The organism is Micromonospora rhizosphaerae (assembly GCF_900091465.1).
Taxonomy (GTDB): domain Bacteria; phylum Actinomycetota; class Actinomycetes; order Mycobacteriales; family Micromonosporaceae; genus Micromonospora; species Micromonospora rhizosphaerae.
Genome location: NZ_FMHV01000002.1, coordinates 434430 through 459084, shown reverse-complemented (window position 1 = coordinate 459084; position 24655 = coordinate 434430). Strand labels below are relative to the sequence as shown.

The window sequence follows — 24655 nt, the reverse complement described above, 5'->3', positions numbered from 1 at the left end:
ACCGTGGAGGACACGGGAGGTGCCATGTCGACGGTGACGGTTACCGCATTCATCGAAGCGCAGGCCGTCGACGTCTGGCGGCTCCTCACCGATCTCCCCGCCCGCGCCCGGTGGCTCTCCGCCGTCGGTGCGGTCGAGGTGCTCACCACCGGCGACTTCGGTACCGGCACCGCGTGGCGGGAGACCCGCGTCCGGCCGGACGGCGGCGAGCAGCCGGAGGAGTTCCTCGTCGTCGAGGCCGTCCCGGCCGAGCGGCTGGTGCTCAGCTCGCGGGGCACCGACGTGGACTACCAGATCACCTGGACGCTGCGGACCGTCGAGCGCCGCGGGCGCGGGTGCACCGGCGTCACCGTCGAGCAGGAGGCGGTGCCGACCGCTGCGTACGGCCGGGTGCTGGCCCTGATCCTCGGCGGCCTCGCCGCCCGTGCGGTGGAGGGCGCCCTCCGCCGCGACCTCGCCGACCTGGCCGTTGCCGCCGCCCCCACCACCTCCGCCGAAGCCGCCTGAGCGCGACGGCCGCAACGACCTGACCGGGGCGCGGAGGGCCCTCCGGCAACTCCAGCTCGGCGCGTCTGGCGCCGCGCTGCGACCTGGAGTTGCCGGTGGGTAGGGTGCCGGGCGGAGGTGCGGCATGGGGTTCCCCGAGGGGCGGCGGCGGATCGTCGCGGCGGTCGCGGCCGTGCTCGCGGTCGGGGCGGCCGCCGCCATCGTCTACCGGGTGCTCGCCCCCGCCGAGGTCAGCACGGTCGCCCGGGGCGGGTATCCGCCGGCGGTCACCCCGGAGGTCGGGGTCATCGGCCGGCTGCCCGTCGCGCCGCTGATCGTGGACGGCCGGCTCCGGGTCTACGCCGGCACCCGGCAGGTGTACGCCGACCAGCCGGTCGACGGGAGGCACCGGGTCACCCCGTTCTGGTCGTACCGGCGGTGGCCGGCGAAGCTCGACGGGATGTTGGCGAGCGGCATCACCGTGGTGAGTCGCTGGTCGGACGGGGTCATCGTGGCGCTGGACGCGCGGACCGGGCGGGTCGCCTGGCGCGCGGACGGACCGGAGCCGGGCCCGGCGCCGAAGCCGCGCCGCACCGGCGCGGCGACCGTCTGGAGCCCGCAGGGGCTGTACGTCACCCGGACCGGGGACGGTCGGATGGTGCTGGTCGCCGCGGGGAAGCGGCAGGTGGGCGGGTACGCGTTGACCGACGGCCGGCAGCTCTGGCGCGCCGACGTCGAGGGCCGCTGTCGTACCGATGCGGGCACCACGGCGACCGGCGAGCTGATCACGGTCGACGCCTGCGCCGCCCCGGCGACGGTCGAGTTCCGGGACGCCGCGACCGGCTCGGTACGCAGCCGCTGGCGGCCGCCGGGCGGCCCGGACGAGCTGGCGGTCACCCCGGTGGGCTGCCTGAGCCCGCGCTCGGAGTGCCGAGGGTTGCGGACCGCCGGGCCCGGTGACGGAGCCGGTCGGGGCTGGCTGGTCGGCGCGGGCGAACCGGTCGCGGCCCCCGCCCTGGACGGGTCGGACAGCGAACTGGCCGGCGAGGACGTGGTGGGCAGCACCGGCGGCGTGCTCACCGGCCGGTCGGCGCGGACCGGCGAGGAGGTCTGGCGGCGGGCCGACCTCGGGTCGGTCCGGATCATCGCCGTGCAGCCGGGCCGGGTGCACCTGCTGACCGAGCGGAACGACCTGATGACGCTGGACCCGAGCACCGGTGCCGAACGGTCCCGCTTCCCGATGAACGTCGGCAGGGACGGGATCGGCTGGCAGCCCGGGTACGCCTACGCGGTTGACGGCTATCTCGCCGTCGAGCGGGTCCGCGAGAGGGCCGGCCCGGACGCGGACGATCAGGCGTACTTCCCGATGGCGGAGCCGGTGCTGCTCGCCGCGACCTGAGGCGGTCGCGGCGAGCACCCGACCGGGTCAGGCCAGCGCGGACTCCGCCGCGGCGAGGAAGGCGTCGTTCTCCGCCGGGGTGCCGATGGTGACCCGGACCCCGTCGCCGGGGAACGGCCGGACGATCACGCCCCGCGCCTCGCAGGCCTTGCCGAAGTCCACGGCCCGCTCGCCGAGCGGCAGCCAGACGAAGTTGGCCTGGCTCGACGGCACGTCCGGGACGGACTTGCGCAGCGCCTCGGTGACCCGCTCGCGCTCGGCGACGACCAGCGCGCAGCGGCGCTCCACCTCGTCGGCCTCGGCGAGCGCGGCGAGCGCGCCGGCCTGGGCGGCCATGCTGGTGGAGAAGGGCGTGACGACCTTGCGAACCGCGGCGGCCACGGTCGGCTCGGCGACCATCCAGCCGATCCGCAGGCCCGCCAGCCCCCACGCCTTGGAGAGGGTGCGCAGCACGGCGACGTTCGGCCGGTCCAGGTAGGTCAGGCCGTCCGGCACCTCGGGATCGGTGACGAACTCCCGGTACGCCTCGTCGATCACCACCAGCACGTCGTCCGGCACCGCATCCAGGAAGCGGTCCAGCTCCGCCTTCCGGACGGCGGTGCCGGTCGGGTTGTTGGGGTTGCAGACCAGGATCATCCGGGTCCGGTCGGTCACCGCCGCGGCCATCGAGGCCAGGTCGTGGCCGTGCCCGGCGTCGTTGGGCACCCGCACGCTGGTCGCGCCGCTGGTCGCCGCGATGATCGGGTACGCCTCGAACGAGCGCCACGAGTAGAGCAGTTCGTCGCCGGGGAGGCAGGTGGCCCGGACCAGGTGCTCGGCCAGCGCCACCGACCCGCAGCCGGTGGCGATCCGGTCGGCGTCCACCCCGTACCGCTCGGCCAGCGCCTGGCGCAGCGCCACCACGCCCATGTCCGGGTAGCGGTGCGAACCGGCCACCGCCTCGGCGACCGCCTCCACCACCCCGGGGAGCGGACCGTAGGGCACCTCGTTGCTGGCCAGCTTGATCGCCTCGGGCAGGCCGAGCTCGCGGGCCAGGTCGGCGGGACTGCGTCCGGGCACGTAGCTGGGCAGCGCGTCGAGGTCGGCGCGGGTCAGCCGCAGCGGCGGGTGGTGACGTCCGGTGTCGGTCATGGGGTGTCTCCCGGTGGGTTGGCGCGGTCGTGCGGGGCGGTACGGGCGTCGGGCTTGGCGCGGGGAAGCTGGACCACCACGGTCTGGGCGCGCTTGTCGTGCAGGGCCTGGCGCAGCGGATGGTCGAAGAGCGGGGAGACCGCGTCGATGAACTGGAGCAGCAGCCCGAAGCCGGCGCAGAACCAGAGCAGGGTGGGCAGGCCGAGCGTGCTCCACCGCCGGGTCGCCCGGCCGAAGCCGAGCGGCTGGTCGGCCTCGATCGGCACCGCCCGTACGCCCATCAACCGCTTGCCGACGGTCTGCCCGGCGGAGGCCATCGACGGCACCTCGTAGGCGAACCAGAGGGCGGTGGCGATCAGCAGGATGGCGAACTGAAGCCCGCCCGCCTGATCACCCGGCTGGGGCAGCCCTTCGGTGGAGGTGTTGCCGGCCTGCCAGCGGCGCAGCGTCTCCTGCACGTACGGCGACATCTCCTCGACGTACCGCCAGACGAACCAACCGTTGACCACGACGTTGAGCAGGAACACGATGCCGAAGTCGATCAGGCGGGCGACCAGTCGGGAGCCGTACGAGGCGAGCGGCAGCCCGTGCGGGCGCGGCTCGGGCGGCCGCCCGGGCCAGGTCGGGTACGGCCGGCCCGGCCCCTGCGGGGGCTGCCACGGGCCGGGGCCGACGCCCGGCCCGAAGCCCCCGCCCGGGTGGCCGGGGTGCGGTCCGGGGGCCGGCCGGTGGGCGGGACCCGGGACGGCCGGCGCCGGGGACGGTGGGGCGGCCGGGGGCGTCGGGGCCGGTTCGGGCGGTGGCGGGCCCTCGGGCGGGGTGGCGTCGACCGGGATCGGCGCGCCGATCCACCCCTCGCCGTCCCAGTACCGCCTGGTCTCGGGCTCGGCGGGGTCGACGTACCAGCCGGGTTGCACGCTCACCGCGTCGCCTCGCTGCGCTCGCTCACGCAGACACCTTAACGACGACCGTACCGGCGAACTTGTCGTGCAGGCACTGCTGCCAGGGCTTGTCCCAGAGCTGCCAGAACCCGTCGAGATAGCCGAACCCCGGGACCAGGCCTGCGACGTTCTGCACCAGGAACCGCCGGACCGCCATCCGCCGGTCGAGCGCGCGGGCCGGGTCGCGCGGCACCACCCGCAGCTTCATGACCTTCTTGCCGAGGGTCTGGCCGGTCCGGAACATCATCTCGACGTAGTAGACGTAACCGAGCAGCAGCGAGATCGCCAGGACCGCGAGTTCCACCCACAGGAACGGCAGCAGGAAGTCGTTGACGAGGTCCGGCTCGGGGATGCTGCCGTCGGAATTGACCGCCATCAGGTCGGGCATGACGACGGCGAAGAGAACGATCGTCGCCGGTACGGCGAGGACCATGCCGATAACGACGAAGACCGCGGTGTCGACCAGCATGGCCAGCAACCGGTCGCCGAAGCCGGCCAGCGGCCGGCCGTTCGGCGCGAGCGGCGGGGGCGCCAGGCCCGGGTGCGGCGCCCACCCGGGCGGGGGTCCCGGGTAGGCCGCGATCCTCGCGTACGGGGACGGGGTGTGCTGCGCCGGCGGGACGTACCCCGGGGTGGGGCCGGAGGGCGGCGCGAAGCCGCCGCCCGCGGGCGGGGGCCCGGCGGGCGGCGGCGTCATCGGGGGAGGCTGGGTCACGCTCGACAGTGTTACAGGTTGCCGCGCTTCTCCTGCTCCCGCTCGATCGCCTCGAAGAGCGCCTTGAAGTTGCCCTTGCCGAAGCCGAGCGAGCCGTGCCGCTCGATCAGCTCGAAGAAGACGGTCGGCCGATCCTGCACGGGCTTGGTGAAGATCTGCAGCAGGTAGCCGTCCTCGTCCCGGTCGACCAGGATCTTGCGGGCCTTCAGCTCCTCGATCGGCACCCGCACCTCGCCGATCCGGGCGCGCAGCTCCGGGTCGTCGTAGTACGAGTCCGGGGTGTCCAGGAACTCGACGCCCGCGGCCCGCATCGCGTCGACGCTGGCCAGGATGTCGTTGGTGGCCACCGCGATGTGCTGGGCGCCCGGGCCCTGGTAGAACTCGAGGTACTCGTCGATCTGCGACTTCTTGCGGGCGATGGCCGGCTCGTTCAGCGGGAACTTCACCTTGCGGGTGCCGCTGGCGACGACCTTGCTCATCAGCGCCGAGTAGTCGGTGGCGATGTCGTCGCCGATGAACTCGGCCATGTTGGTGAAGCCCATGACCCGCTTGTAGAACTCGACCCACTCGTCCATCCTGCCGAGCTCGACGTTGCCGACCACGTGGTCGATCGCCTGGAAGAAGCGCTTCGGCTGGATGCCGGCGTCGATCATCGGCTGCCGGTCCACGATCGGGCCGCGGGCGACGAAGCCGGGCAGGAACGGGCCGGTGTAGCGGGAGCGGTCGACCAGGGTGTGCCGGGTGTCGCCGTACGCGGCGATGGCCGCCATCCGGACCGTGCCGTGCTCGTCGCTCACGTCGTGCGGCTCGACCAGGCCGGTCGCGCCCTGCGCGGTCGCGTGCGCGTACGCGGCGTCCACGTCCGGCACCTCCAGCGCGATGTCGGAGACACCGTCGCTGTGCCGGGCGACGTGTTCGGCGCCATCGGCGTCGGGGCGGACCACGCCGGTCAGCACGAACCGGGCCGAGCCGCTGGTCAGCACGTACTGGGCGTGGTCCCGGTAGCCCTGCTCCGGCCCGCGGTACGCCACGCAGTTCATGCCGAACGCGGTGGAGTAGTAGTGCGCGGCCTGCTTGGCGTTGCCGACCAGGAAGTGCACGTGGTCGAGGCCCTTGACCGGGAACGGGTCCCGGGTGATGTCGTGGTCGACGGCGCCGACGAGGGCGTCGACGTCGACGTCGTCGGTCGACTGGGGTCGGTCGATCGCCTGGGTCATGGTGGCCTCCCTTGCGTACCGGCCGGCCTCGTGGGCCGCCGTTGGTTGCTGATGTGGCGAGGATCGCGCTCCCTCGCTGATTGGGCAACACTTCGCCGAAATGCTGGTCAGGTTGTGCATTCGGTAGGGTGTCAACCCGTGAACACTGATCAGGATGTACAGCTTGACGAGCTGGACGCGCGGTTGATCGAGCTGCTCGCCGAGGAGCCGCGGATCGGGGTGCTGGAGTGCTCCCGGCGCCTCGGCGTGGCCCGGGGCACCGTCCAGGCCCGGCTGGACAAGCTGGTCGGCCGCGGGGTGATCGCCGGCTTCGGGCCGGACCTCTCCCCGGCCGCGATCGGCTTCGGGGTGACCAGCTTCGTCACCCTGGAGATCAGCCAGCGGCACGGGCACGATCCGGTCACCGCGCACCTGGCCGCCATCCCGGAGGTGCTGGAGGCGCACACCATCACCGGCTCCGGCGACCTGCTCTGCCGGATCGTCGCCCGGTCGAACACCGACCTCCAGCGGGTGATCGACCAGATCGTCTCCTCGGAGGGCATCACCCGCGCCTCCACGATCATCGCCCTGGCCGAGCAGATCCCCTACCGCGTCCTCCCCCTGGTCCGCTCCGCCGCGCGCTGACCCCTCCGTCCAGCCGGGCGAGAAAGGGCGGCGACACGGGCGTTCGGGGGCTCGGTAGAGCCTTGATCGTCGCTACCGTGTCCGGTGTGGCGAAGGGGGGCGGGCTCGGCGTACGTGGGTGGCTGCTGGTCGGCCTCATCACGGTGGTCATCCTCGCCGCTACCGGGGTGTGGAACCCGTTCCCGACCATGTGGGACTGGGTCGACCGGAGCGAGCCCATCTCCGAGCCGGACCTGGTCTGGCAGCAGCGGGTCGGCGGCACCCCGAAGAGCGTCACCATCGCCGGCGACGCGGTCATCGTCGAGCAGCGGACCCGGGTCGAGGCCCGCAGCCTGGCCACCGGCACCCAGCTCTGGGAGCGCAAGGCGGACTGGGCGGCGGTGGCCGGCAGCGATCGGGAGCCGGTGGTCGCGGTGGGCAGGCTGCTGGTCAAGGGGTACGAGCTGCTCGACCCGACCACCGGCGTGGTGCGGCGGCGGGACGACCAGGCGGTGGCGGTCTGGACCTACCGCAACGCGCTCCTCGACGTGCGCTGCGCCCAGCCCACCGACTGCACGCTGACCGCCTGGGACCCGCGCGGTACCCGGCCACTGTGGAAGGCCTTCCTGCCCGGCGTGCACAGCGGCCTGCTCGCCGACAACCCCGACCTGCTGGGCACCCGGCGACTCACCGCGCCGCGCATCCACCGGGAGGTGGCCGGCCCGGAGCCCGTCCCGCCGCTGCTCGGCTTCCCGGTCGACGGGCGGGTTCACGTGGTGGACACCGCCACCGGCCGGGTGCTGCAGAACGTCCAGCCCGGCCGGGAGGAACGCCTCGCCGTGATCGGCGGGCGGCTGCTCCGGATCACCGCCACCTCCCGCGACGGCACCTGCTACTTCGCCATCTCCGCCCGTGACCCGGCCACCGGGCAGGAGGTGTGGCGGCGTACCGGGGTCAACCTGCGGACCGCCGACTACGCCGGCTGCGTGCAGCGGGAGGACCCGCAGGGCGCCCGGAACGTGCTGATCGGGGTGGCTCCGGACGGCCGGGAGGCGGTGATCGACGGGTACGACGGCCGGCTGCTGCACGTCGGCGCCGAGGGCGAGAAGGTGATCGCCGTCGACGACCGGTACACGCTGGTGCGCAGCGCCGACAAGCGGTCGATCGTCGGCCGGGAGCTGTCGGTCGACCGGGTGGCCTGGAGCCGGGCCGCCGGCGGGAAGAGCGGCGGGGCGCTCACCCCGTACGCGGCGCTGATCGCCGAGGAGAAGCCGTCCCGGCTGATCGCGGTCGACCCGCGTACCGGTCGGGAGCTGGTCGTCCTGCGGACCTCCGCGAACGCCCTGGCGGTCGGCCCGCACGGCATGATCATCGGGGAGGGCCGGGAGATCGGGTACGTCCGCTGGGGTGCGGGCGCCGCCGTGCCGCCCCCGGCCGACGAGGGCGGCGTCCCGAGGCCGGCTCCGGACAGCACCTACCAGGTCCCCTCGGACCAGGGGAGCTGCGGGCCGAAGCGGGAACTCTGCTACTCCGAGGACGGTGGGTGAGAGCGGGCTCCCAGCACGACCCCGGCGGGTGCCAGCGATCGAGCGGCCTGCCCTAGGCTTGCCCGTCATGAGCAGTGCCGCCGCGTTCTCGTACGCCCCCTTGCTGCCGACCGGTCCCGACCAGACGGAGTACCGCCTGGTCACCGACGAGGGCGTCGATGTCGTCAACGGCCCGGGTGGCCGTCGCTTCCTCACCGTGGAGCCCTCCGCGCTGACCGCGCTGACCGCCGAGGCGATGCACGACATCGCGCACTTCCTGCGCCCGGCGCACCTGGCCCAGCTCCGGTCGATCATCGACGACCCGGCGGCCTCGCCGAACGACCGGTTCGTCGCGCTGGACCTGCTGCGCAACGCCAACATCGCGGCCGGCGGGGTGCTGCCGATGTGCCAGGACACCGGCACCGCGATCGTGATGGGCAAGCGCGGCCGGCACGTGCTCACCGACGGCAGCGACGCCGAGGCCATCTCACGCGGCGTCTACCAGGCGTACACCCGGCTCAACCTGCGCTACTCCCAGCTCGCCCCGCTGACCATGTGGGAGGAGCGGAACACCGGCAGCAACCTGCCGGCCCAGGTGGAGCTCTACGCCGAGGACCCGGACGGGCACCCGGACGCGTACAAGTTCCTCTTCATGGCCAAGGGGGGCGGCTCGGCCAACAAGTCGTACCTCTACCAGGAGACCAAGGCGCTGCTGAACCCGACCCGGATGATGCAGTTCCTCGAGGAGAAGCTGCGGTTGATCGGCACCTCGGCCTGCCCGCCGTACCACCTGGCCATCGTCATCGGCGGCACCTCCGCCGAGTACGCGCTGAAGACCGCCAAGTACGCCTCCGCCAAGTACCTGGACACCCTGCCCACCTCCGGCTCGATGAGCGCGCACGGCTTCCGTGACCTGGAGCTGGAGGCGGAGGTGCTGGAGCTGACCCGCAACTTCGGCATCGGCGCGCAGTTCGGCGGCCGGTACTTCTGCCACGACGTGCGGGTGGTCCGGCTGCCCCGGCACGGCGCCTCCTGCCCGGTGGCGATCGCCGTCTCCTGCTCGGCCGACCGGCAGGCGGTCGCCAAGATCACCCCGTCGGGCGTCTGGCTGGAGCGGCTCGAAACCGACCCGGCGCGCTTCCTGCCGGACGTCACCGAGGCTCAGCTCGACTCCGCCGAGGTGGTCCGGGTCGACCTCAACCGGCCGATGGACGAGATCCGCGCCGAGCTGTCGAAGTACCCGGTGAAGACCCGGCTGTCGCTGAGCGGCTCGCTGGTGGTGGCCCGGGACATCGCCCACGCCAAGATCGCCGAGCGGCTGGACGCGGGTGAGCCGATGCCGCAGTACCTGCGGGACCACGCGGTCTACTACGCCGGCCCGGCCAAGACCCCGGAGGGCTACGCGTCCGGTTCGTTCGGCCCGACCACGGCCGGCCGGATGGACGCGTACGTGGAGAAGTTCCAGGCCGCCGGCGGGTCGATGGTGATGCTGGCCAAGGGCAACCGCTCCGCCCAGGTCACCCGCTCCTGCCAGCAGCACGGCGGCTTCTACCTCGGCTCGATCGGCGGCCCGGCGGCGCGCCTCGCGCAGGACTGCATCAAGCACGTCGAGGTGCTCGAATACCCCGAGCTGGGCATGGAGGCGGTCTGGAAGATCGAGGTGGAGGACTTCCCCGCCTTCATCGTCGTCGACGACAAGGGGAACGACTTCTTCGCCGAGGTCACCAAGCCGGTGCTGACCATCGGCCGGCACTGACACTCGCGTACTGGAAGGGGCGCCCGGCATCTTGCCCGGCGCCCCTTCGTCGTCTGGTGCTCATCGACATCGGTGCGCCCGCCCGGAGTGTTCGCCCGGTCGGGCGCACCGCCCCCGTCGGATGTCGTCACCGACAACCCGGGACGAGTCTCGGCTCCGCCGCTGTCGATCCGCTATCAGATCGCTATCGCCTGCACGAGGCGATCCGTGACCGGCGGGCTACGCTGCTGGAAGTTGCACGAAAGGGCGTACGGGGGAGCGGATGCGGTTCGGGATCCTGGGACCCCTGCGGGTCGGCGGTGGCGAAGCCACCGTCACCGCAGGTCGGGACCGGACCGTGCTCGCCATGCTCCTGCTCCGCGCCGGCCGGGTGGTGCCCTTCGAGGAGTTGGTCGACGCGGTCTGGGAGGAGCGACCGCCGGCCACCGCCCGCGCCCAGTTGCAGATCTGCGTGTCTCGATTGCGCCAACGCCTCGCCCGGCTCGGGCTGCCGCCGGAGATCATCGTCACCGACCCCGTCGGGTACGGCGTCCGGGTCGACCCCGCCGACCTGGACGCCGAGGTCTTCGCCCGGGAAGTGGAGACCGCCCGGGCCGCGGTCGGCGCCGCGCGGCCGACCGAGGCCCGCAAGCACTACCGGACCGCGCTGGCGCTGTGGCGGGGCCCGGCGCTTAGCGGAATCGCCAGCCGGAGCGTGCGCCGCCGGGCGCAGGCCCTCGACGAGCAGCGCCTCGCCGCGCTGGAGGAGTGCGTCGAGGTCGAGCTGCGGCTGCGGCATGGGGCCGAGCTGATCGACGAGCTGACCGAGAGCGTCGACCAGCATCCGCTGCGGGAGCGGCTGCGCGGGCAGCTGATGCTCGCCCTCTCCGCGGTCGGCCGGCAGGCCGACGCCCTCGCCGTCTACCGGGAGGGCCGCCGGCTCTACGCCGAGGAACTGGGCATCGAGCCCGGTGCGGCGTTGCAGGAGCTGCACCAGCGGGTGCTGGCGGGCGACCTGGCGCTGACCGGCCCTGAGGAGCGGGCCTTCACCCCCGTCCGTGCGCTGCCCCGGGCGATCAGCGACTTCACCGGCCGGCAGGAGACCGTGGCCCGGCTGGTCAAGGAGATCGAGGAGGACAACGCCCGGATCCAGCTCATCGACGGGATGGCCGGCAGCGGCAAGACAACCCTGGCCGTGCACTTGGCGACCGCGCTCGGTGAGCGCTACCCCGACGCGCACCTCTTCATCGACCTGCACGGCCACAGCGACCGCGCACCGGTGTCGCCGGCCGCCGCTCTGGCCGGGCTCCTCCGCCAGCTCGGGGTGCCCGGCGAGCGCATCCCGGCCGACACCGACGAGCGCGCGGCGCTCTGGCGGAGCGACCTCTCCGGCCGGCGGGCGATCGTCGTGCTTGACAACGCCGCCAGCGCCGCCCAGGTCGCGCCGCTGCTCCCCAACGGCCGGGACTGCCTGACCCTGATCACCAGCCGCCGCCGACTCACCGGGTTGGACGGTGGCCGGCCGTCCTCCCTGGCCGTGCTGGACCCGGAGGAGGCGGTCGAGTTGCTGGCCCGGGTGGTGGGCGCCGACCGGGTGGCCGCCGAGCCGGAGGCTGCCGCCGAGGTGGTACACCGCTGTGGTCACCTGCCGCTGGCGATTCGGCTGGCCGGCGCCCGGCTCGCCCACCGCCCGCGATGGCGGGTCCGGGACCTGGCGGACCGGCTCGTTGCCGGTCGCGACGCGCTCACCGAGCTGTCGGCCGGCGAACGCTCCGTCGGCCAGGCCTTCGCCCTCTCGTATGCGCAGATCGAGCCGGCGGCCCAGCGGTTGTTCCGGCTGCTGGGGCTGCACCCCGGGGCTTTCTTCGACAACCGCGTGGCGGCGGCGCTCGCCGACCTGCCGCTGCCCGACGCGCAGGACCTGCTGGACGACCTGGTCGACGCCCACCTCGTCGACGAGCCGGAACCGGGACGGTTCCGCTTCCACGACCTGATGCGGGAGTACGCCCGCCAGTTGCTGGAGACCGCGGAGTCGGCGGCCGACCGGATCGCCGCCGTCGAACGCCTCCTCGACCACCACCTGCACGTGGCGTACGCCATCTCCGGCGGGATCGAGCCGGTGGCCAGCCGGTCCGCGCTGGTGCTGCCGGAACCGCCCCGGCCCGACCTGGTGCGCGCGTGTCTGCCCGAGGGGATCCGTTGGTTCGACGCCAATCGGGCCGCCCTGCCGCCACTGGTCCGGCTGGCCGCCGCCGAGGGGCGGTTGGAGCGCTGCTGGCAACTGGCCCGGACGTCCTGGTACTACCTGTTCAAGTACGGCCACCTGGACGAGCTGGTTGACACGCACACCGTCGCCCTGCGGGCCGCTGAGCAGCTCGACGACCCGGCCGCCATCGCTACCGTGCGCAACTACCTCTCGTCGGGCATCTTCCGGCTCGGCCGCTTCCCGGAGGCGATCGAGCTGATGGAAGTCGCGCTCGAACTACGCCAGCGTCTCGGGGACCGCAGCGGCGAGGCGACCGTCCGCCGGAACCTCGCCGTGGCGTACGGGGCGAACCGGCAGTTCGCCCCCGCGATGGCCCACCTCGACGCCGCGCTGGCGCTGGCCCGCGCGACCAACCAGGCGATCGCGGTGACGCCGCTGCTCAACAACCAGGCGGTCCTGCTGTTGAGTTGGGGCCGCTACGCGGAGGCGAGGGTCGTGTCGCGCCGGCAGTTGGCGCTCGCCCGCGAAGCGGGTGACGTCGCCAGCCTGTGGAACGCCATCGGTCACCTCGGCACCGTCCGCGCCCGGCTGGGCGACCAGCCGGGCGCGCTGCGGTTCCTGCGGCTCGCGTTGCGTCTCAAGCGCCGCGAGGGCAACCGCTTCGGTGAGGGCGAGGTGCTCAACGAGCTGGGGATCATCGAGCGCGGCCTGGGCCGGCCGGAGGCTGCGGCGGCGCTGCACCGGGAGGCGCTGGCCGCGGTGACGGCCTCGGGAGACCGGATCGCCGGCTGCACCTCCCGCAACCTGCTGGCCCGGGCGCTCCTCGACCAGGGCGACCTGGCCAGCGCGTTGGACCTGCACCGCCGGGTGCTCGCCGACGCCAACCGGTTGCAGGCCCGCCTCGAGCAGGCCCGGGCGCTGGACGGGATCGCCCGGTGCCTGCGGGACGCCGACCCTGCCGGCGCCCGGTCCCACTGGACGCGCGCGCTCGTGCTCTTCCGGCAGCTCGAGTCGCCGGACCAGCAGGAGGTGGCGCGGCTGCTGGCTGAGTTGGACTGAGCGATCATCTGCGAGCCGGCGACGGGCGCGGCAGGATGGTACGCGTGACGACTCCAGAGGCAGCTGGCTACCGGATCGAACGCGACTCGATGGGCGAGGTGGAGGTGCCCGCCGAGGCGCTGTGGCGGGCGCAGACCCAGCGCGCGGTGCAGAACTTCCCGATCTCCGGGCGGGGCATCGAACCGGCCCAGATCAAGGCCCTGGCCCAGATCAAGGGTGCCGCCGCCCAGGTCAACGGCGAACTGGGCGTCATCGACGAGGACGTGGCCGCAGCGATCGCCACCGCCGCCGCGCACGTGGCCGACGGCGGGTACGACGACCAGTTCCCGATCGACGTGTTTCAGACCGGCTCGGGCACCTCGTCCAACATGAACGCCAACGAGGTGGTCGCTACCCTGGCCAGCCGGGAGCTGGGCCGGAACGTGCACCCGAACGACGACGTCAACGCCTCCCAGTCCAGCAACGACGTCTTCCCGTCCTCGATCCACCTGGCCGCCACCCAGTTCGTGGTGGAGGATCTGATCCCCTCGCTCCGGCACCTCGCCGAGGCGCTGGAGAGCAAGGCGGCCGAGTTCGAGACGGTGGTCAAGGCCGGCCGTACCCACCTGATGGACGCCACGCCGGTCACCCTGGGCCAGGAGTTCGGCGGGTACGCCGCCCAGGTCCGCTACGGCATCGAACGGCTGGAGGCCTCGCTGCCCCGGCTGGCCGAGCTGCCGCTCGGCGGCACCGCCGTGGGCACCGGCATCAACACCCCGCTCGGCTTCGCCGCACGGGTGATCGGCAAGCTGCGGGAGTCGACCGGGCTGCCGCTCACCGAGGCGCGCAACCACTTCGAGGCGCAGGGCGCCCGGGACGCGCTGGTGGAGACCTCCGGTCAGCTGCGCACCATCGCGGTCGGGCTCTACAAGATCGCCAACGACATCCGGTGGATGGGCTCCGGCCCGCGCGCCGGCCTGCGGGAGCTGCGCATCCCGGACCTTCAGCCGGGCTCGTCGATCATGCCGGGCAAGGTGAACCCGGTGGTCGCCGAGGCGATGCGGCAGGTCTGCGCACAGGTGATCGGCAACGACGCCACGATGGCCTTTGCGGGCTCGCAGGGCGACTTCGAGTTGAACGTCATGCTCCCGGTGATGGGCCGCAACCTGCTGGAGTCGATCCGGCTGCTGGCCGCGTCGAGCCGGCTCTTCGCCGACCGCCTGGTGGTCGGCCTGGTCGCGAACGCCGAGGTCTGCCTCGCGTACGCGGAGGGCTCGCCGTCGATCGTCACGCCACTCAACCGCTATGTCGGGTACGACGAGGCGGCCTCGATCGCCAAGGAGGCGCTGGCCAAGCAGATTCCCATCCGCGAGGTGGTGATCGCCCGGGGGCACGTGGACTCCGGCAAGCTCTCCGAGGCTCAGCTCGAGGAGGCCCTCGACCTGCTCCGGATGACCCACCCCTGACCGTTCTCGGCCCGTCGCGGTCGCCCACGCCGGGCGGCCGGGCGACCTGGACCGGCTCGGACGACCGAAAGCGCAAGCCGTGACGCTTGCTGCTCGCCGCCGCCAGATGCTCTCGTAACGTCCAAAGGGCACTCCCACCCACTCGGGTCCGGGTAGCGGTAAGGACGGGCGGGGCAGCTCCACAGGCACTGCTCAACCGCCTCAGAGGTGTGCCGGGCCGTCGGCAACTACGTCCTGCTGCGCGCGTCGGTCACCCGTTGGCTGCTGACCGGATAATCCGTCGACCCGCCTCTTCCGGGACGGCATCATCTCGGGTCATGACCGATGCGGAGGGAACGGGCGTGGGACCGGTCCTGCTGGACACCGAGCGGATCCGGCTCCGGCGGCTCACCGTCGCCGACGTGCCACACCTGGTCGACCTGGACAGCGACCCCGAGGTGATGCGGTTCCTGACCGGTGGTCGTCCGACTCCGGTCGAGGTCGTCCGCGACGAGGTGCTGCCCCGGCAACTGGCCGAGTACGAACGGCATCCGGGACTCGGTCGATGGGCGGGGATCGACCGGATGACCGGGGAGTTCCTCGGCTGGTTCGCGCTCGACCCCGGTGACGACGGGACGGAGGCCGAGCTCGGCTACCGGCTGCGCCGATCGGCGTGGGGTCGGGGCCTGGCCACCGAGGGGTCGGCGGCGTTGATTCGGTACGCCTTCACGATGCTCGGCGTCCGCCGGATCTGGGCCGAGACGATGGCGGTGAACATCGCCTCCCGGCGGGTGATGGAGAAGGCCGGCCTGCAGTACGTCCGCACCTTCCGCCTGACCTGGGACGACCCGATCGAGGGCGCCGAGCACGGCGAGGTCGAGTACGAGCTGCGCAGGGACGACTGGCTTCGGGAGCACCCGGGTCAGGAGCGGGCAATCGCCTTCCGCGCCCGGTAGGCGGTGACCGCGGCCCGGTTGCCGCAGCCCGCGTCGCAGAATCGGCGGGACCGGTTCTTCGACAGGTCGACCAGCACGTTGTCGCAGTCCGGGTGGTCGCAGATGCGCAGCCGGCTCAGCTCTCCGGTGCGGACCAGGTCGGCCAGGGCCATCGCCGCCTCGACCGCCATCCGGATGGCCAGCGGCGCGTCCCTCGGCACCGCGTGCAGGTGGTACGGCTCGTCGTCGTGCCGGATCAGCTGTGGCAGCGCGGCCGACTCGCGGAGCAGCCCGTTGACGATGGTGACGACCTCGTCCTCGTCGGCGTACCAGACGCGGCGCAGCCGCGGCCGCAGCTCCCGCACCGACCGCAGCTCCGCCTCGGTCTGCTCGTGCCGGCCGGTCCAGCCGTGGGCGGTGAAGAACTCGGCCAGGGCGGCGACGTCGGGCAGCCCCTCACCGTCGCGGCCGACCGTGTTGACCAGCGCCGCGGTGGCGGTCAACCCGCACTCCGTGTCATGGGCGAAAAGCAACTTGACTCCTGTCAGGGTGCCGGCCTAGTGTCATGAGCATAACCCGGTTGACTCATGACCGGTGCAAGGAGCGTATCGATGCGTCAACGATCCGGCGTCGGGCTCAGCCTGGCCCTGCTCTCCGCCGTCACCTTCGCCACCTCGGGCACCTTCGCCCGCTCGCTGATCGAGGGCGACTGGTCCGCCGAGGCGGTCGTGGTGGCCCGGGTGGGCATCGCCGCGCTGGTGTTGGCGGTGCCGGCGGTCCTGTCCCTGCGGGGGCGGTGGGACGTGCTACGTCGCAACGCGACCACGGTCGGCGTCTTCGGCCTGCTCGGGGTCGCCCTCGCCCAGGCCTGCTTCTTCAACGCCGTCCGCTACCTGCCGGTCGGCATCGCGCTGCTGCTGGAGTACCTCGGCATCATCCTCGTGGTCGGCTGGATGTGGCTGGTCCACGGCCAGCGACCCCGGACGCTGACCGTGGCCGGATCGGTGACCGCCCTGTGCGGGTTGGTGTTCGTGCTGGACCTGACCGGGGCCAGCCGCCTCGACCCGGTCGGGGTGCTCTGGGGGTTGGGCGCCGGGGTCGGTCTGGCCGGTTACTTCGTGATCGCCGGCCGGGTCGACGACGGCCTGCCGTCCGTGGTGATGGCCAGCGGCGGGATGGCCGTCGGCGCCGCGGTCCTGCTCCTGCTCGGCCTGATCGGGGTGCTGCCCCTGCACGCCAGCTTCGCCGACGTCAGCTTCGCCGGGCAGCGCACCAGCTGGTTGGTGCCGATCGCCGGCCTGTCGCTGATCGCCGCGGTGGTCGCCTACCTCGCCGGCATCGCCGGCGCCCGGATCCTCGGGGCCCGGCTGTCATCGTTCGTCGGGCTGACCGAGGTGATGTTCGCGGTGCTGATCGCCTGGCTGGTGCTGGGTGAGCTGCCGACCGCCGTCCAGCTGCTCGGTGGCGCGCTGATCGTCGCCGGTGTCGCCCTGGTCCGCCTCGACGAGCTGCGCGCCGCGTTGGAGTCGGAGCACACCGCCGGGCAGCCGGCCGAGCCGGCGTTGGCCAGCGACCGGTGAGCGGGCCGGGACCGCGCCGGCCGATGCCCCTGGCCTCCACCGCCGCGAACCTCGTCGACGGTGAGCCGGTGCCGGGTGAGAGGCTTTCGGCCTTGCCTACTTCCGCCGTTGTCTTCGACGCCGACGAGACCCTGCTGGACCTGCGCCCGGCGGTCACCGGCGCGCTGGTGGCCGTACTCGAGGAGATGCGGCGGCGGACCCCGGCGGCGGCCGCGGTCCGCCTCGCGGACCTGGAGTCGGACTGGGGTGCGGTGTTCGGCGCGCTCAGCGCCGCGCCGGTGCAGGAGATCCGCCGCGCTGCGCTGGCGCGATCGCTGGCCCGGGCCGCGCTGGACGACCACCTGGACGAGTTCGCCGCGCTCTTCTTCGCCCGCCGGTTCGCGCTGACCAGGCCCTTCCCGGACGCGCTGCCGGCGCTCGCCGCGCTGCGCCGGCGCCACCTGCTCGGCTTCGCCACCAACGGCAACAGCCGCACGGAACGCTGCGGGCTCGCCGGCGAGTTCGCCTTCGAGCTGTACGCGCACGAGAACGGCCTGCCGAAGAAGCCCGCGCCGGAGTTCTACGCCGCGGTGGTCGAGGCAGCGGGCATGACTCCGTCCCATGTGGTGTACGTCGGTGACTCGCTTGAGCACGACGTCGTCGCCGCTCAGGCGGCCGGCTTGCGGGCGGTCTGGCTCAACCGGGCCGGGCTGCCGCTGCCTACCGGCGTGCGACCGGACGGCGAGGTGCGGTCGCTGGCGGAGTTGCCGGGGCTGGTCCAGCTGCTCGGCAGTGGCATCGCGGCCAGCCGTTGAGCCATCACCCCTTGGCTGATCGTGATCGCCCCGTGCCCGACGGTGACATGTCCCCGTCCGTTCGGTCGGCAGATGCTTGCCGAGCGGAAAGAATCTTCCTCGAGCACTGGCGGAAATCTCGTTCGTGAGATGTGATGCAACCCACGTCCCTCAACGAGAGGAAAGATGTGGTGAGCAGACGCTTCACCGCCGGTGCTGTCGCGACCGTGGCGGCGTTGGCGACCGTGCTGGCCGGACAGAGCAGCATGGCCGGCGCCGCCCCGTCGACCACGACTGAGTACACCGTGGTCGCCGAGAAGGGCGTCTCGGCCGATGCCGCCATCGCGGCGATCCGCGCCGCCGGCGGCACCGTCGTGTCCCGTACCGACAGCCTCGGCATGTTCCAGGTGCGCAGCGACCGGGCGGACTTCGCCAGCCGCGCCGCCGCCGCCGAAGCCCTCGTCGGTGCCGCGCAGCAGAAGGCGATCGGCCGCGCGCCGAAGGTCGACCGGGTCGAGCAGGAGCACCTGCTGGCGGACGCGCAGAGCAAGGGCGCCGGCGCCGTCTCCGGCACCAGCGCGACCGGCATGGACCCGCTCGACGACAAGCTCTGGGGCCTGTCGATGATCCACGCCGACAAGGCGCGGCAGACCGAGCCCGGCAAGCGCGGCGTGACCGTCGGCGTCCTGGACACTGGCCTGGACGCCAGCAACCCGGACCTCGCGGCCAACTTCAGCTGGTCGCTGTCGAAGAACTTCGCCCCCGACATGACCGATGTGGACGGCCCCTGCGAGGTGGCGGGCTGCCTCGACCCGGTCGGTACCGACGACGGCGGCCACGGCAGTCACGTGGCCGGCACGATCGGTGCGGCCGCGAACGGCTTCGGCGTCTCCGGCGTCGCCCCGAATGTGACCCTGGTCGAGCTCAAGGGTGGCCAGGACTCCGGCTACTTCTTCCTGAACCCGGTGGTCAACGCCCTGGTGCACGCTGGTGACGTCGGGCTCGACGTGGTCAACATGTCGTTCTACGTCGACCCGTGGCTCTACAACTGCACCGCCAACCCGGCCGACTCGCCGGAGGCGCAGGCGGAGCAGCAGGTCATCATCGAGGGCATGAACCGGGCGCTCAGCTACGCCCACGACAAGGGCGTGACGCTCGTCGGCGCGCTCGGCAACAACCACGAGGACCTGGGCAAGCCGCGGACGGACACCTCGAGCCCGGACTACGGCGCGCCTGCCTACCCGCGGCCGATCGACAACTCCAGCTGCTGGGACCTGCCGGTGGAGGGCCCCCACGTGATCGGCGTGTCGGCGCTCGGCCCGTCGGGCAAGAAGTCCGACTTCTCCAACTACGGCGTCGAGCAGATCTCGGTATCCGCCCCCGGTGGCTGGTTCCGGGACGGCTACGGCACGTCGTCGTACCGGACCGACGCGAACATGATCCTGTCGTCGTACCCGAAGAAGGTGCTCCAGGAGGAGGGCTCGGTCGACAAGCACGGCAATGTCGTGCCGGCCGCCCGCAGCTTCGTCTTCAAGGAGTGCACCAAGGCGGGCGTTTGCGGCTACTACACCTACCTGCAGGGCACGTCGATGGCGTCGCCGCACGCCGCCGGCGTGGCGTCGCTGATCGTCAGCAAGTTCGGCAAGGCCGACAACGAGCTGGGTGGTCTGCGGATGCCTCCCGCCCTGGTGGAGAAGCAGCTTTACGCCACGGCTGCCGAGCACGCCTGCCCGGACCCGCGCCTGCAGACCTACACCAACGAGGGGCGCTCGACGGAGTTCAACGCCTACTGCGAGGGTGACGAGGAGTTCAACGGCTTCTACGGGTACGGCATCGTCGACGCGTACGCCGCGGTGACCACCCCCATGTGACAGCCGGCAACATCGCGAGGGGCCCGGGCGACCGTCGGTCGCCCGGGCCCCTCCGCTTGATCGACTCGATGTGCGGCACCTCGGGGTGAAAATCCCCGCCGACACCGCGCCATGCCGCATATCGATTGTCACCAGATCAGCCTCGCCAGCCGCGGGAGGCCAGGGCTGAGCGGACCTCGCGGACGACGGCAGCGAAGTCCTGGTGCAGTCGACGACTGGTCACGTGCAGCACGAGCCAGCCGGCGGCGACCAGTTGGTTGAGCCGCTGCCGGTCGCGGTGCAGCTGATCTCGGTCCGCGTGCCATTGGCCGTCGTACTCGGCGGCGACCCGGAACTCCGGCCAGGCGAGGTCGGGATGCAGGACGAGGCCCGACGGCAGTCGGACCGGATGTTGCGGGACCGGCCTGGGCAGCCCGGCGAGCACCAGGCGGACCCGCAGGTGCGACTCCGGTGGTGACTGGGCCCCTGGGTCGACCAGGCCGAAGACCCAGCGGGCGCGCTTGCCGCCGGGTCGCGCGCCGTTGTGTGTGGCGATGGTGCCGAGTGCCTCACGGGTGGTCAGGCCTCTGGTGAGCAGCGCGTCGACGATGCCGACCGCCCGGACGGGTTCCAGCCAGGCCGCCGTCTCCCAGGCGGCCACTGTCGGATCGGACCGGGGCGTGCCGGCCGGACGGAGCTTCAGGCCGTTCTCGGCTGGAACGCGGCCGGGTGGTGTGGGCACGAGGCTTGCGGAGTGGGCGCCGAGAGCCGGCCCGTCCTCGGCCGGGAGGTGGCCGGGTGATGTGGGCACGAGGCTTGCGGAGTGGGCGCCGAGAGCCGGCCCGTCCTCGGCCGGGAGGTGGCCGGGTGATGTGGGCACCAGGCTTGAGGAAGGGACGCCGAACGGCAGCCCGTCCTCGGTTCGGATGCCGCCGGGTGGTACGCGCAGGAGGCTCGGCACGGGGCCGCGCCCGAGTTGTGCTCCGGACTGTCCCGGTGCGGCGACGTCCGACGGTTGACGGAGCAGGGTGGTGTGCACCCGGAGGCCGCGCTGGCTGCGGAGACCTGTTGCCGGCGGAGCGATGACGTGGACGTCGTCGCGGAAGTCCGCAGCGTGTTCCACCCCGTGCAGGTAGGCCGCGGACGGGCCCGCGATGACCGCCCCCAGGGGCATGCGTAGTGCGACCGCGCGACAGGCGAGGCCGTGGTCCCGTTCGAGTCGGGCGTCGGCGTAGACGTCGTGGCGGAGGCGGACCCAGACGGAGCTGCGGAGCTGATGGGGGGTCAGGAGACCGCGGCGGACCGCGTCCGATCCGCGGAAGACCTGCCAGGCGAGTGCGCTGGGCCGGTGTGCGACTGGGGGCATGCGGACCAGCCTGGCGGCCCCGCGGGGGTCCCCGACACCCCTGTGGACAACGACGGGTCCTCCCGACGAGCCCCCCTGTGGACAACCCCCTCCGCGCCGCCAGGTCTGCTAGAAGGCCCAACCCCACCTTGATCCACTCGGCTTGCGGCACGTCGGGGTGTCCCCGCCGTTGATCTACTCGGCTTGCGGCACGTCGCGGTGTCCCGCCGGCTGATCCACTCGCCTTGCGGCATTTCGGGGTGTCCCCGTCGTCCGAGGGACCGATTTGCCGCAAGCGGAGTCGATCACCCGCCCCCGGAGGTCGCCCGTGGAGGTCGATCGCGCGCTCAGGACAGGGCGGTGGCGATGGCGGTCGCCGCGGCGGTTACCTGGCCGCCGACCACGTCGACGTCCAGCGGGGCCAGCGAGACCACGCCGACGCTCGCCTCCAGCCCCGGCACCCCGAGCACCGGCGCGGCCACCCCGTACGCCCCCGCCTGCAGCTCGCCGCTGGTGCTCACCGGGCCGGCGGAGCCCCTCCGCCCGGCCAGGATGGCCCGCCCCGCCGCGCCCCGCTCCAGCGGATGCCGGGACCCGGTCCGGTACGCCACGTGGAACGACGTCCAGCTCGGCTCCACCACAGCCAGGGCCACCCCCTCGCCGCCCTCGACGACCGTGAGGTGGGCGGTCGCGCCGGCCTGCTCGGCCAGCCGCCGCAGCGCGGGCAGCGCCCCCTCGGCGAGCAGCGGCTGGGCGCGCCGGGCCAGGTGCAGCACCCCGGCGCCGAGGCGTAGCCGGCCGTCGGCGTCCCGGCGCAGCATCCCGTGCCCGGTCAGCGCGCCGACCAGCCGGTAGACGGCTGCCCGACCGATGCCCAACCGGTTCGCCGCCTCGGTGACGGTCAGCCCGCCCGGCGCGTCCGCGACCAGGTGCAGCAGGCGCAGTCCCCGGTCCAGGGTCTGCGCCGTCTCACCGCCGCGTCCCGGCTCGGGCGTCCCGGCCGCCGTCTCGCCGCCGCGTCCCGGCTCGGGCGTCCCGGCCGCCGTCTCGCCCCCGCGGGCCGCCGCCTCACCCGCACGTGCCGCCGTGTCCACAGCACGCAGCGTACGACCCGGCTCCGGGCAACCTCGAAATGCACGGACGGCTACCCTTGTACGGTGACGCTACGCCTGTATGACACCGCCACCCGATCGGTGCGGGACTTCGTCCCGCGGGAAGCCGGCAAGGTGGGGGTCTACCTGTGTGGTCTCACCCTGCAGTCCCCGCCGCACATCGGCCACCTTCGCTCCGGCGTCAACTACGACGTGCTGCGGCGCTGGCTGCTCGCCTCCGGCTACCAGGTCACCTTCGTCCGCAACCTGACCGACATCGACGACAAGATCCTGGTCAAGGCGACGGAGCAGGGGCGGCCGTTCTGGTCGATCGCGTACGCGAACGAGCAGATCCTCGCCGCGTCGTACCGGGCGCTCAACGTGCTGCTGCCCACCTACGAGCCGCGCGCCACCGGACACATTCCGGAGATGCACGAGCTGATCGCCAAGTTGATCGACACCGGGCACGCCTACCCCGCCACCGACGGCTCCGGTGACGTCTACTTCGACGTGGCCTCCTGGCCGGCGTACGGGGCGCTGTCGGGCCAGTCGCCGGATGCGATGCAGCCGGCCGGGGACGCGCCGGACCGGGCCAAACGGGATCCCCGTGACTTTGCGCTCTGGAAGGGCGCCAAGCCCGACGAGCCGGCCGAGGCCTACTGGCCGTCGCCGTGGGGCCGGGGCCGACCCGGCTGGCACATCGAGTGCTCGGCGATGTGCTGGCGCTACCTGGGCGCGGAGTTCGACATCCACGGCGGCGGGCTGGACCTGATCTTCCCGCACCACGAGAACGAGATCGCCCAGTCGCAGGCCGCCGGGCTGCCGTTCGCCCGCTACTGGGTGCATCACGGTCTGCTCAGCATCGCCGGCGCCAAGATGGGCAAGTCGGTGGGGAACACCCTCGACCTGACGTACGTCGAGTCGCTCGGGGTGCGCCCGGTGGAGCTGCGCTACTACTACGCGGCGGCGCACTACCGGTCGCTGATCGACTACTCGGAGGAGGCTCTGCGGGAGGCCGCGACGACCTACCGCCGGATCGAGGGGTTCGTACACCGGGCCGCCGAGCGGGTCGGCGCGGGCCAGCTCGGGGTGCTGCCGGCCGGCTTCGCCGCCGCGATGGACGACGACCTGAACACCTCGGCCGGTCTGGCCGTCCTGCACGACCTCCTGAGGGACGGCAACACCGCCCTGACCAACGGTGACGACGTGACCGTCGGCACGACGCTGGCCGCCGTCCGCAGCATGCTGGATATCCTCGGGGCCGACCCCCTGGATCCGGCCTGGAGCGGTGGCGACCAGGCGAGCGACCTGCGCGGTGTCGTCGACTCCCTGGTGGCGTTGGCGCTCGAACAGCGCGCGCAGGCCCGCGCCCGCAAGGACTGGGCGGCCGCGGACGCCGTACGGGACCAGCTCAAGCAGGCCGGCGTGGTGGTCGAGGACACCCCCCAGGGCCCCCGTTGGACTATTGGAGAGCAGGACTGATGGCCGGCAACTCGCAGCGCCGCGCCCGGCGACTGACGCCGAAGAAGGGCGCCCCGAAGGGCTCCGGCGGCAAGGGCCGGGACGCCCTCGCGGGCCGGGGCCGCACCCTGCCCGCCGACGAGCGGCCCTGGCACAAGGCCTACTCGGGCACCGAGAAGCTGCCCCAGCGCACCGCCTGGAAGCAGGAGAAGGAGCGCCGCGCGGCGGCCGAGCAGGGGCGCGCTCCCAAGATCGGCGAGCCGGGCACCAAGGACACCACCTGGGGCAAGGGCGGTCGGGGTGCCGCAGCCGGCGGCCGCGGCGCGGCCGGCCGGGGTGGCAAACCGACCGGGCGCGGTGGTCCCCGGGTCGCCCCGGGCCGCAAGTCCGTCCCGGCCAAGGACACCCCCGAGCTGCTGGTCGGCCGCAATCCGGTGCTGGAGTCGCTGCGCACCCAGGTGCCGGCGACCGCGCTCTACGTCGCGCAGGGCATCGACATCGACGACCGGGTCAACGAGATCGTCCGGACCGCCGCCGACCGCGGCATCGCCATCCTCGAGGTCAGCCGCGCCGAACTGGATCGGATGACCGGCGGCGTGCTGCACCAGGGCGTCGGCCTCCAGGTGCCGCCGTTCGCGTACGAGCCGTTCGAGGACATGATGGCGGCCGCGCTGGAGCAGGCCTGCCCGCTGCTGGTCGCGCTGGACGGGGTCACCGACCCGCGCAACCTGGGCGCGGTGATCCGGTCCGCCGCGGCGTTCGGCGCGCACGGTGTCTTCGTACCCGAGCGGCGGGCGGCCGGGATCACCGCGACCGCCTGGCGGACCAGCGCCGGCGCGGCGGCGCGGGTGCCGGTCGCCCAGGTCACCAACCTGACCCGGTCGCTGAAGGCCTGCCGGGACGCCGGCTTCATGGTGGTCGGGCTGGATGCCGACGGCGACACCGACCTCTACGACCTGGAGGCCGCGGTCGGCCCGCTGGTCGTGGTAGTCGGCTCGGAGGGGCGGGGGCTGTCCCGGCTGGTCGGGGAGACCTGCGACCTGACCGTCCGCATCCCGATGATCACCGACGTCGAGTCGCTCAACGCCAGCGTCGCCGCCGCGGTCACCCTCGCCGAGGTCGCCCGGCGGCGGTCCGCCGAGGCCTGACCGGCCGCACGAATACGAAAAGGGGCGGTC

At 73.0% G+C, this 24655-nt stretch carries 20 protein-coding genes; 13 read left to right on the top strand and 7 right to left on the bottom strand.

What is annotated here, in order from left to right:
• Positions 1–24 precede the first annotated feature (24 nt).
• Complete coding sequence (locus tag GA0070624_RS02285; protein ID WP_091336210.1) at positions 25–507, top strand: SRPBCC family protein; 483 nt, start codon at positions 25–27, stop codon at positions 505–507.
• Between the two features lie 124 nt (positions 508–631).
• The gene (locus tag GA0070624_RS02280) at positions 632–1885 is read left to right on the top strand and encodes an outer membrane protein assembly factor BamB family protein (RefSeq protein WP_091336208.1); all 1254 of its coding nucleotides are present in this window, start codon (positions 632–634) and stop codon (positions 1883–1885) included.
• 27 nt (positions 1886–1912) lie between these two features.
• On the opposite strand, the gene hisC is transcribed toward GA0070624_RS02280, so the two are convergent.
• The 4 genes from hisC to hppD are packed head-to-tail and all read right to left on the bottom strand — an operon-like array spanning position 1913 to position 5889.
• Positions 1913–3016: a histidinol-phosphate transaminase gene (hisC, locus tag GA0070624_RS02275; RefSeq protein ID WP_091336206.1), complete on the bottom strand. Its 1104-nt coding sequence runs from the start codon at positions 3014–3016 to the stop codon at positions 1913–1915.
• Entirely contained in the window at positions 3013–3939 is a 927-nt protein-coding gene (locus GA0070624_RS02270) for an RDD family protein (RefSeq protein ID WP_091336205.1), read from the bottom strand. Before GA0070624_RS02270 ends, hisC begins: the two co-directional genes overlap by 4 nt.
• 22 nt (positions 3940–3961) lie before the next feature.
• Positions 3962–4672 (bottom strand): RDD family protein, encoded by a 711-nt coding sequence (locus GA0070624_RS02265; RefSeq protein WP_245718628.1) that lies wholly within the window; start codon positions 4670–4672, stop codon positions 3962–3964.
• Positions 4673–4683: 11 nt separating this feature from the next.
• On the bottom strand, positions 4684–5889 hold the full coding sequence (gene hppD, locus GA0070624_RS02260) for a 4-hydroxyphenylpyruvate dioxygenase (RefSeq protein WP_091336201.1): 1206 nt from the start codon (positions 5887–5889) through the stop codon (positions 4684–4686).
• Between the two features lie 138 nt (positions 5890–6027).
• Here hppD and GA0070624_RS02255 point away from each other — a divergent pair, with 138 nt between their 5' ends.
• From GA0070624_RS02255 to GA0070624_RS02230, 6 genes are all read left to right on the top strand, one after another.
• Complete coding sequence (locus GA0070624_RS02255; RefSeq protein WP_091336199.1) at positions 6028–6513, top strand: Lrp/AsnC family transcriptional regulator; 486 nt, start codon at positions 6028–6030, stop codon at positions 6511–6513.
• Positions 6514–6599: 86 nt separating this feature from the next.
• Entirely contained in the window at positions 6600–8039 is a 1440-nt protein-coding gene (locus GA0070624_RS02250; protein WP_245718627.1) for an outer membrane protein assembly factor BamB family protein, read from the top strand.
• A gap of 67 nt (positions 8040–8106) precedes the next feature.
• A complete protein-coding gene (locus GA0070624_RS02245; RefSeq protein WP_091336197.1) occupies positions 8107–9774 on the top strand; it encodes a fumarate hydratase in 1668 nt (555 codons plus the stop codon).
• 262 nt (positions 9775–10036) lie between these two features.
• The gene (locus GA0070624_RS02240) at positions 10037–13018 is read left to right on the top strand and encodes an AfsR/SARP family transcriptional regulator (RefSeq protein WP_091336194.1); all 2982 of its coding nucleotides are present in this window, start codon (positions 10037–10039) and stop codon (positions 13016–13018) included.
• Positions 13019–13053: 35 nt separating this feature from the next.
• A complete protein-coding gene (locus GA0070624_RS02235; RefSeq protein WP_176731562.1) occupies positions 13054–14463 on the top strand; it encodes a class II fumarate hydratase in 1410 nt (469 codons plus the stop codon).
• A gap of 317 nt (positions 14464–14780) precedes the next feature.
• Positions 14781–15398: a GNAT family N-acetyltransferase gene (locus GA0070624_RS02230; protein WP_091336191.1), complete on the top strand. Its 618-nt coding sequence runs from the start codon at positions 14781–14783 to the stop codon at positions 15396–15398.
• Here GA0070624_RS02230 and GA0070624_RS02225 read toward each other — a convergent pair.
• Positions 15365–15910 (bottom strand): CGNR zinc finger domain-containing protein, encoded by a 546-nt coding sequence (locus GA0070624_RS02225; RefSeq protein WP_091336189.1) that lies wholly within the window; start codon positions 15908–15910, stop codon positions 15365–15367. The genes GA0070624_RS02230 and GA0070624_RS02225 overlap by 34 nt on opposite strands.
• A gap of 78 nt (positions 15911–15988) precedes the next feature.
• Between GA0070624_RS02225 and GA0070624_RS02220 the strand changes: the two genes are divergently transcribed.
• The 3 genes from GA0070624_RS02220 (at position 15989) to GA0070624_RS02210 (ending at position 19601) form a co-directional block, all read left to right on the top strand.
• Positions 15989–16957 (top strand): EamA family transporter, encoded by a 969-nt coding sequence (locus GA0070624_RS02220; protein WP_091336187.1) that lies wholly within the window; start codon positions 15989–15991, stop codon positions 16955–16957.
• A 92-nt stretch (positions 16958–17049) separates the two neighbouring features.
• Entirely contained in the window at positions 17050–17751 is a 702-nt protein-coding gene (locus GA0070624_RS02215) for an HAD family hydrolase (RefSeq protein WP_245718626.1), read from the top strand.
• A 170-nt stretch (positions 17752–17921) separates the two neighbouring features.
• Positions 17922–19601 carry a S8 family serine peptidase gene (locus GA0070624_RS02210; protein WP_091347973.1) on the top strand — a complete coding sequence of 560 codons (1680 nt, stop codon included), beginning with the start codon at positions 17922–17924 and terminating at the stop codon, positions 19599–19601.
• 136 nt (positions 19602–19737) lie between these two features.
• Here GA0070624_RS02210 and GA0070624_RS02205 read toward each other — a convergent pair whose 3' ends face one another.
• The gene (locus GA0070624_RS02205; RefSeq protein WP_091336183.1) at positions 19738–20946 is read right to left on the bottom strand and encodes a hypothetical protein; all 1209 of its coding nucleotides are present in this window, start codon (positions 20944–20946) and stop codon (positions 19738–19740) included.
• 326 nt (positions 20947–21272) lie between these two features.
• Positions 21273–22019 carry an IclR family transcriptional regulator gene (locus GA0070624_RS02200; protein WP_425413484.1) on the bottom strand — a complete coding sequence of 249 codons (747 nt, stop codon included), beginning with the start codon at positions 22017–22019 and terminating at the stop codon, positions 21273–21275.
• Between the two features lie 63 nt (positions 22020–22082).
• Here GA0070624_RS02200 and cysS point away from each other — a divergent pair, with 63 nt between their 5' ends.
• Positions 22083–23498, top strand: coding sequence for a cysteine--tRNA ligase (gene cysS, locus GA0070624_RS02195; RefSeq protein WP_091336181.1), 1416 nt, complete (start codon positions 22083–22085; stop codon positions 23496–23498).
• Positions 23498–24625 (top strand): 23S rRNA (guanosine(2251)-2'-O)-methyltransferase RlmB, encoded by a 1128-nt coding sequence (gene rlmB / locus GA0070624_RS02190; protein ID WP_091336179.1) that lies wholly within the window; start codon positions 23498–23500, stop codon positions 24623–24625. The genes cysS and rlmB overlap by 1 nt, the downstream gene beginning before the upstream one ends.
• The last annotated feature ends 30 nt before the right edge of the window (positions 24626–24655 follow it).

Bases quoted from the DNA above. Each gene is read 5' to 3' on its own strand.
- GA0070624_RS02285 (WP_091336210.1), top strand. From the start codon at position 25: ATGTCGACGGTGACGGTTACCGCATTCATCGAAGCGCAGGCCGTCGAC.
- GA0070624_RS02280 (WP_091336208.1), top strand. From the start codon at position 632: ATGGGGTTCCCCGAGGGGCGGCGGCGGATCGTCGCGGCGGTCGCGGCC.
- hisC (WP_091336206.1), bottom strand. From the start codon at position 3,016: ATGACCGACACCGGACGTCACCACCCGCCGCTGCGGCTGACCCGCGCC.
- hppD (WP_091336201.1), bottom strand. From the start codon at position 5,889: ATGACCCAGGCGATCGACCGACCCCAGTCGACCGACGACGTCGACGTC.
- GA0070624_RS02245 (WP_091336197.1), top strand. From the start codon at position 8,107: ATGAGCAGTGCCGCCGCGTTCTCGTACGCCCCCTTGCTGCCGACCGGT.
- GA0070624_RS02240 (WP_091336194.1), top strand. From the start codon at position 10,037: ATGCGGTTCGGGATCCTGGGACCCCTGCGGGTCGGCGGTGGCGAAGCC.
- GA0070624_RS02235 (WP_176731562.1), top strand. From the start codon at position 13,054: ATGGTACGCGTGACGACTCCAGAGGCAGCTGGCTACCGGATCGAACGC.
- GA0070624_RS02230 (WP_091336191.1), top strand. From the start codon at position 14,781: ATGACCGATGCGGAGGGAACGGGCGTGGGACCGGTCCTGCTGGACACC.
- GA0070624_RS02220 (WP_091336187.1), top strand. From the start codon at position 15,989: ATGCGTCAACGATCCGGCGTCGGGCTCAGCCTGGCCCTGCTCTCCGCC.
- GA0070624_RS02205 (WP_091336183.1), bottom strand. From the start codon at position 20,946: ATGCCCCCAGTCGCACACCGGCCCAGCGCACTCGCCTGGCAGGTCTTC.
- rlmB (WP_091336179.1), top strand. From the start codon at position 23,498: ATGGCCGGCAACTCGCAGCGCCGCGCCCGGCGACTGACGCCGAAGAAG.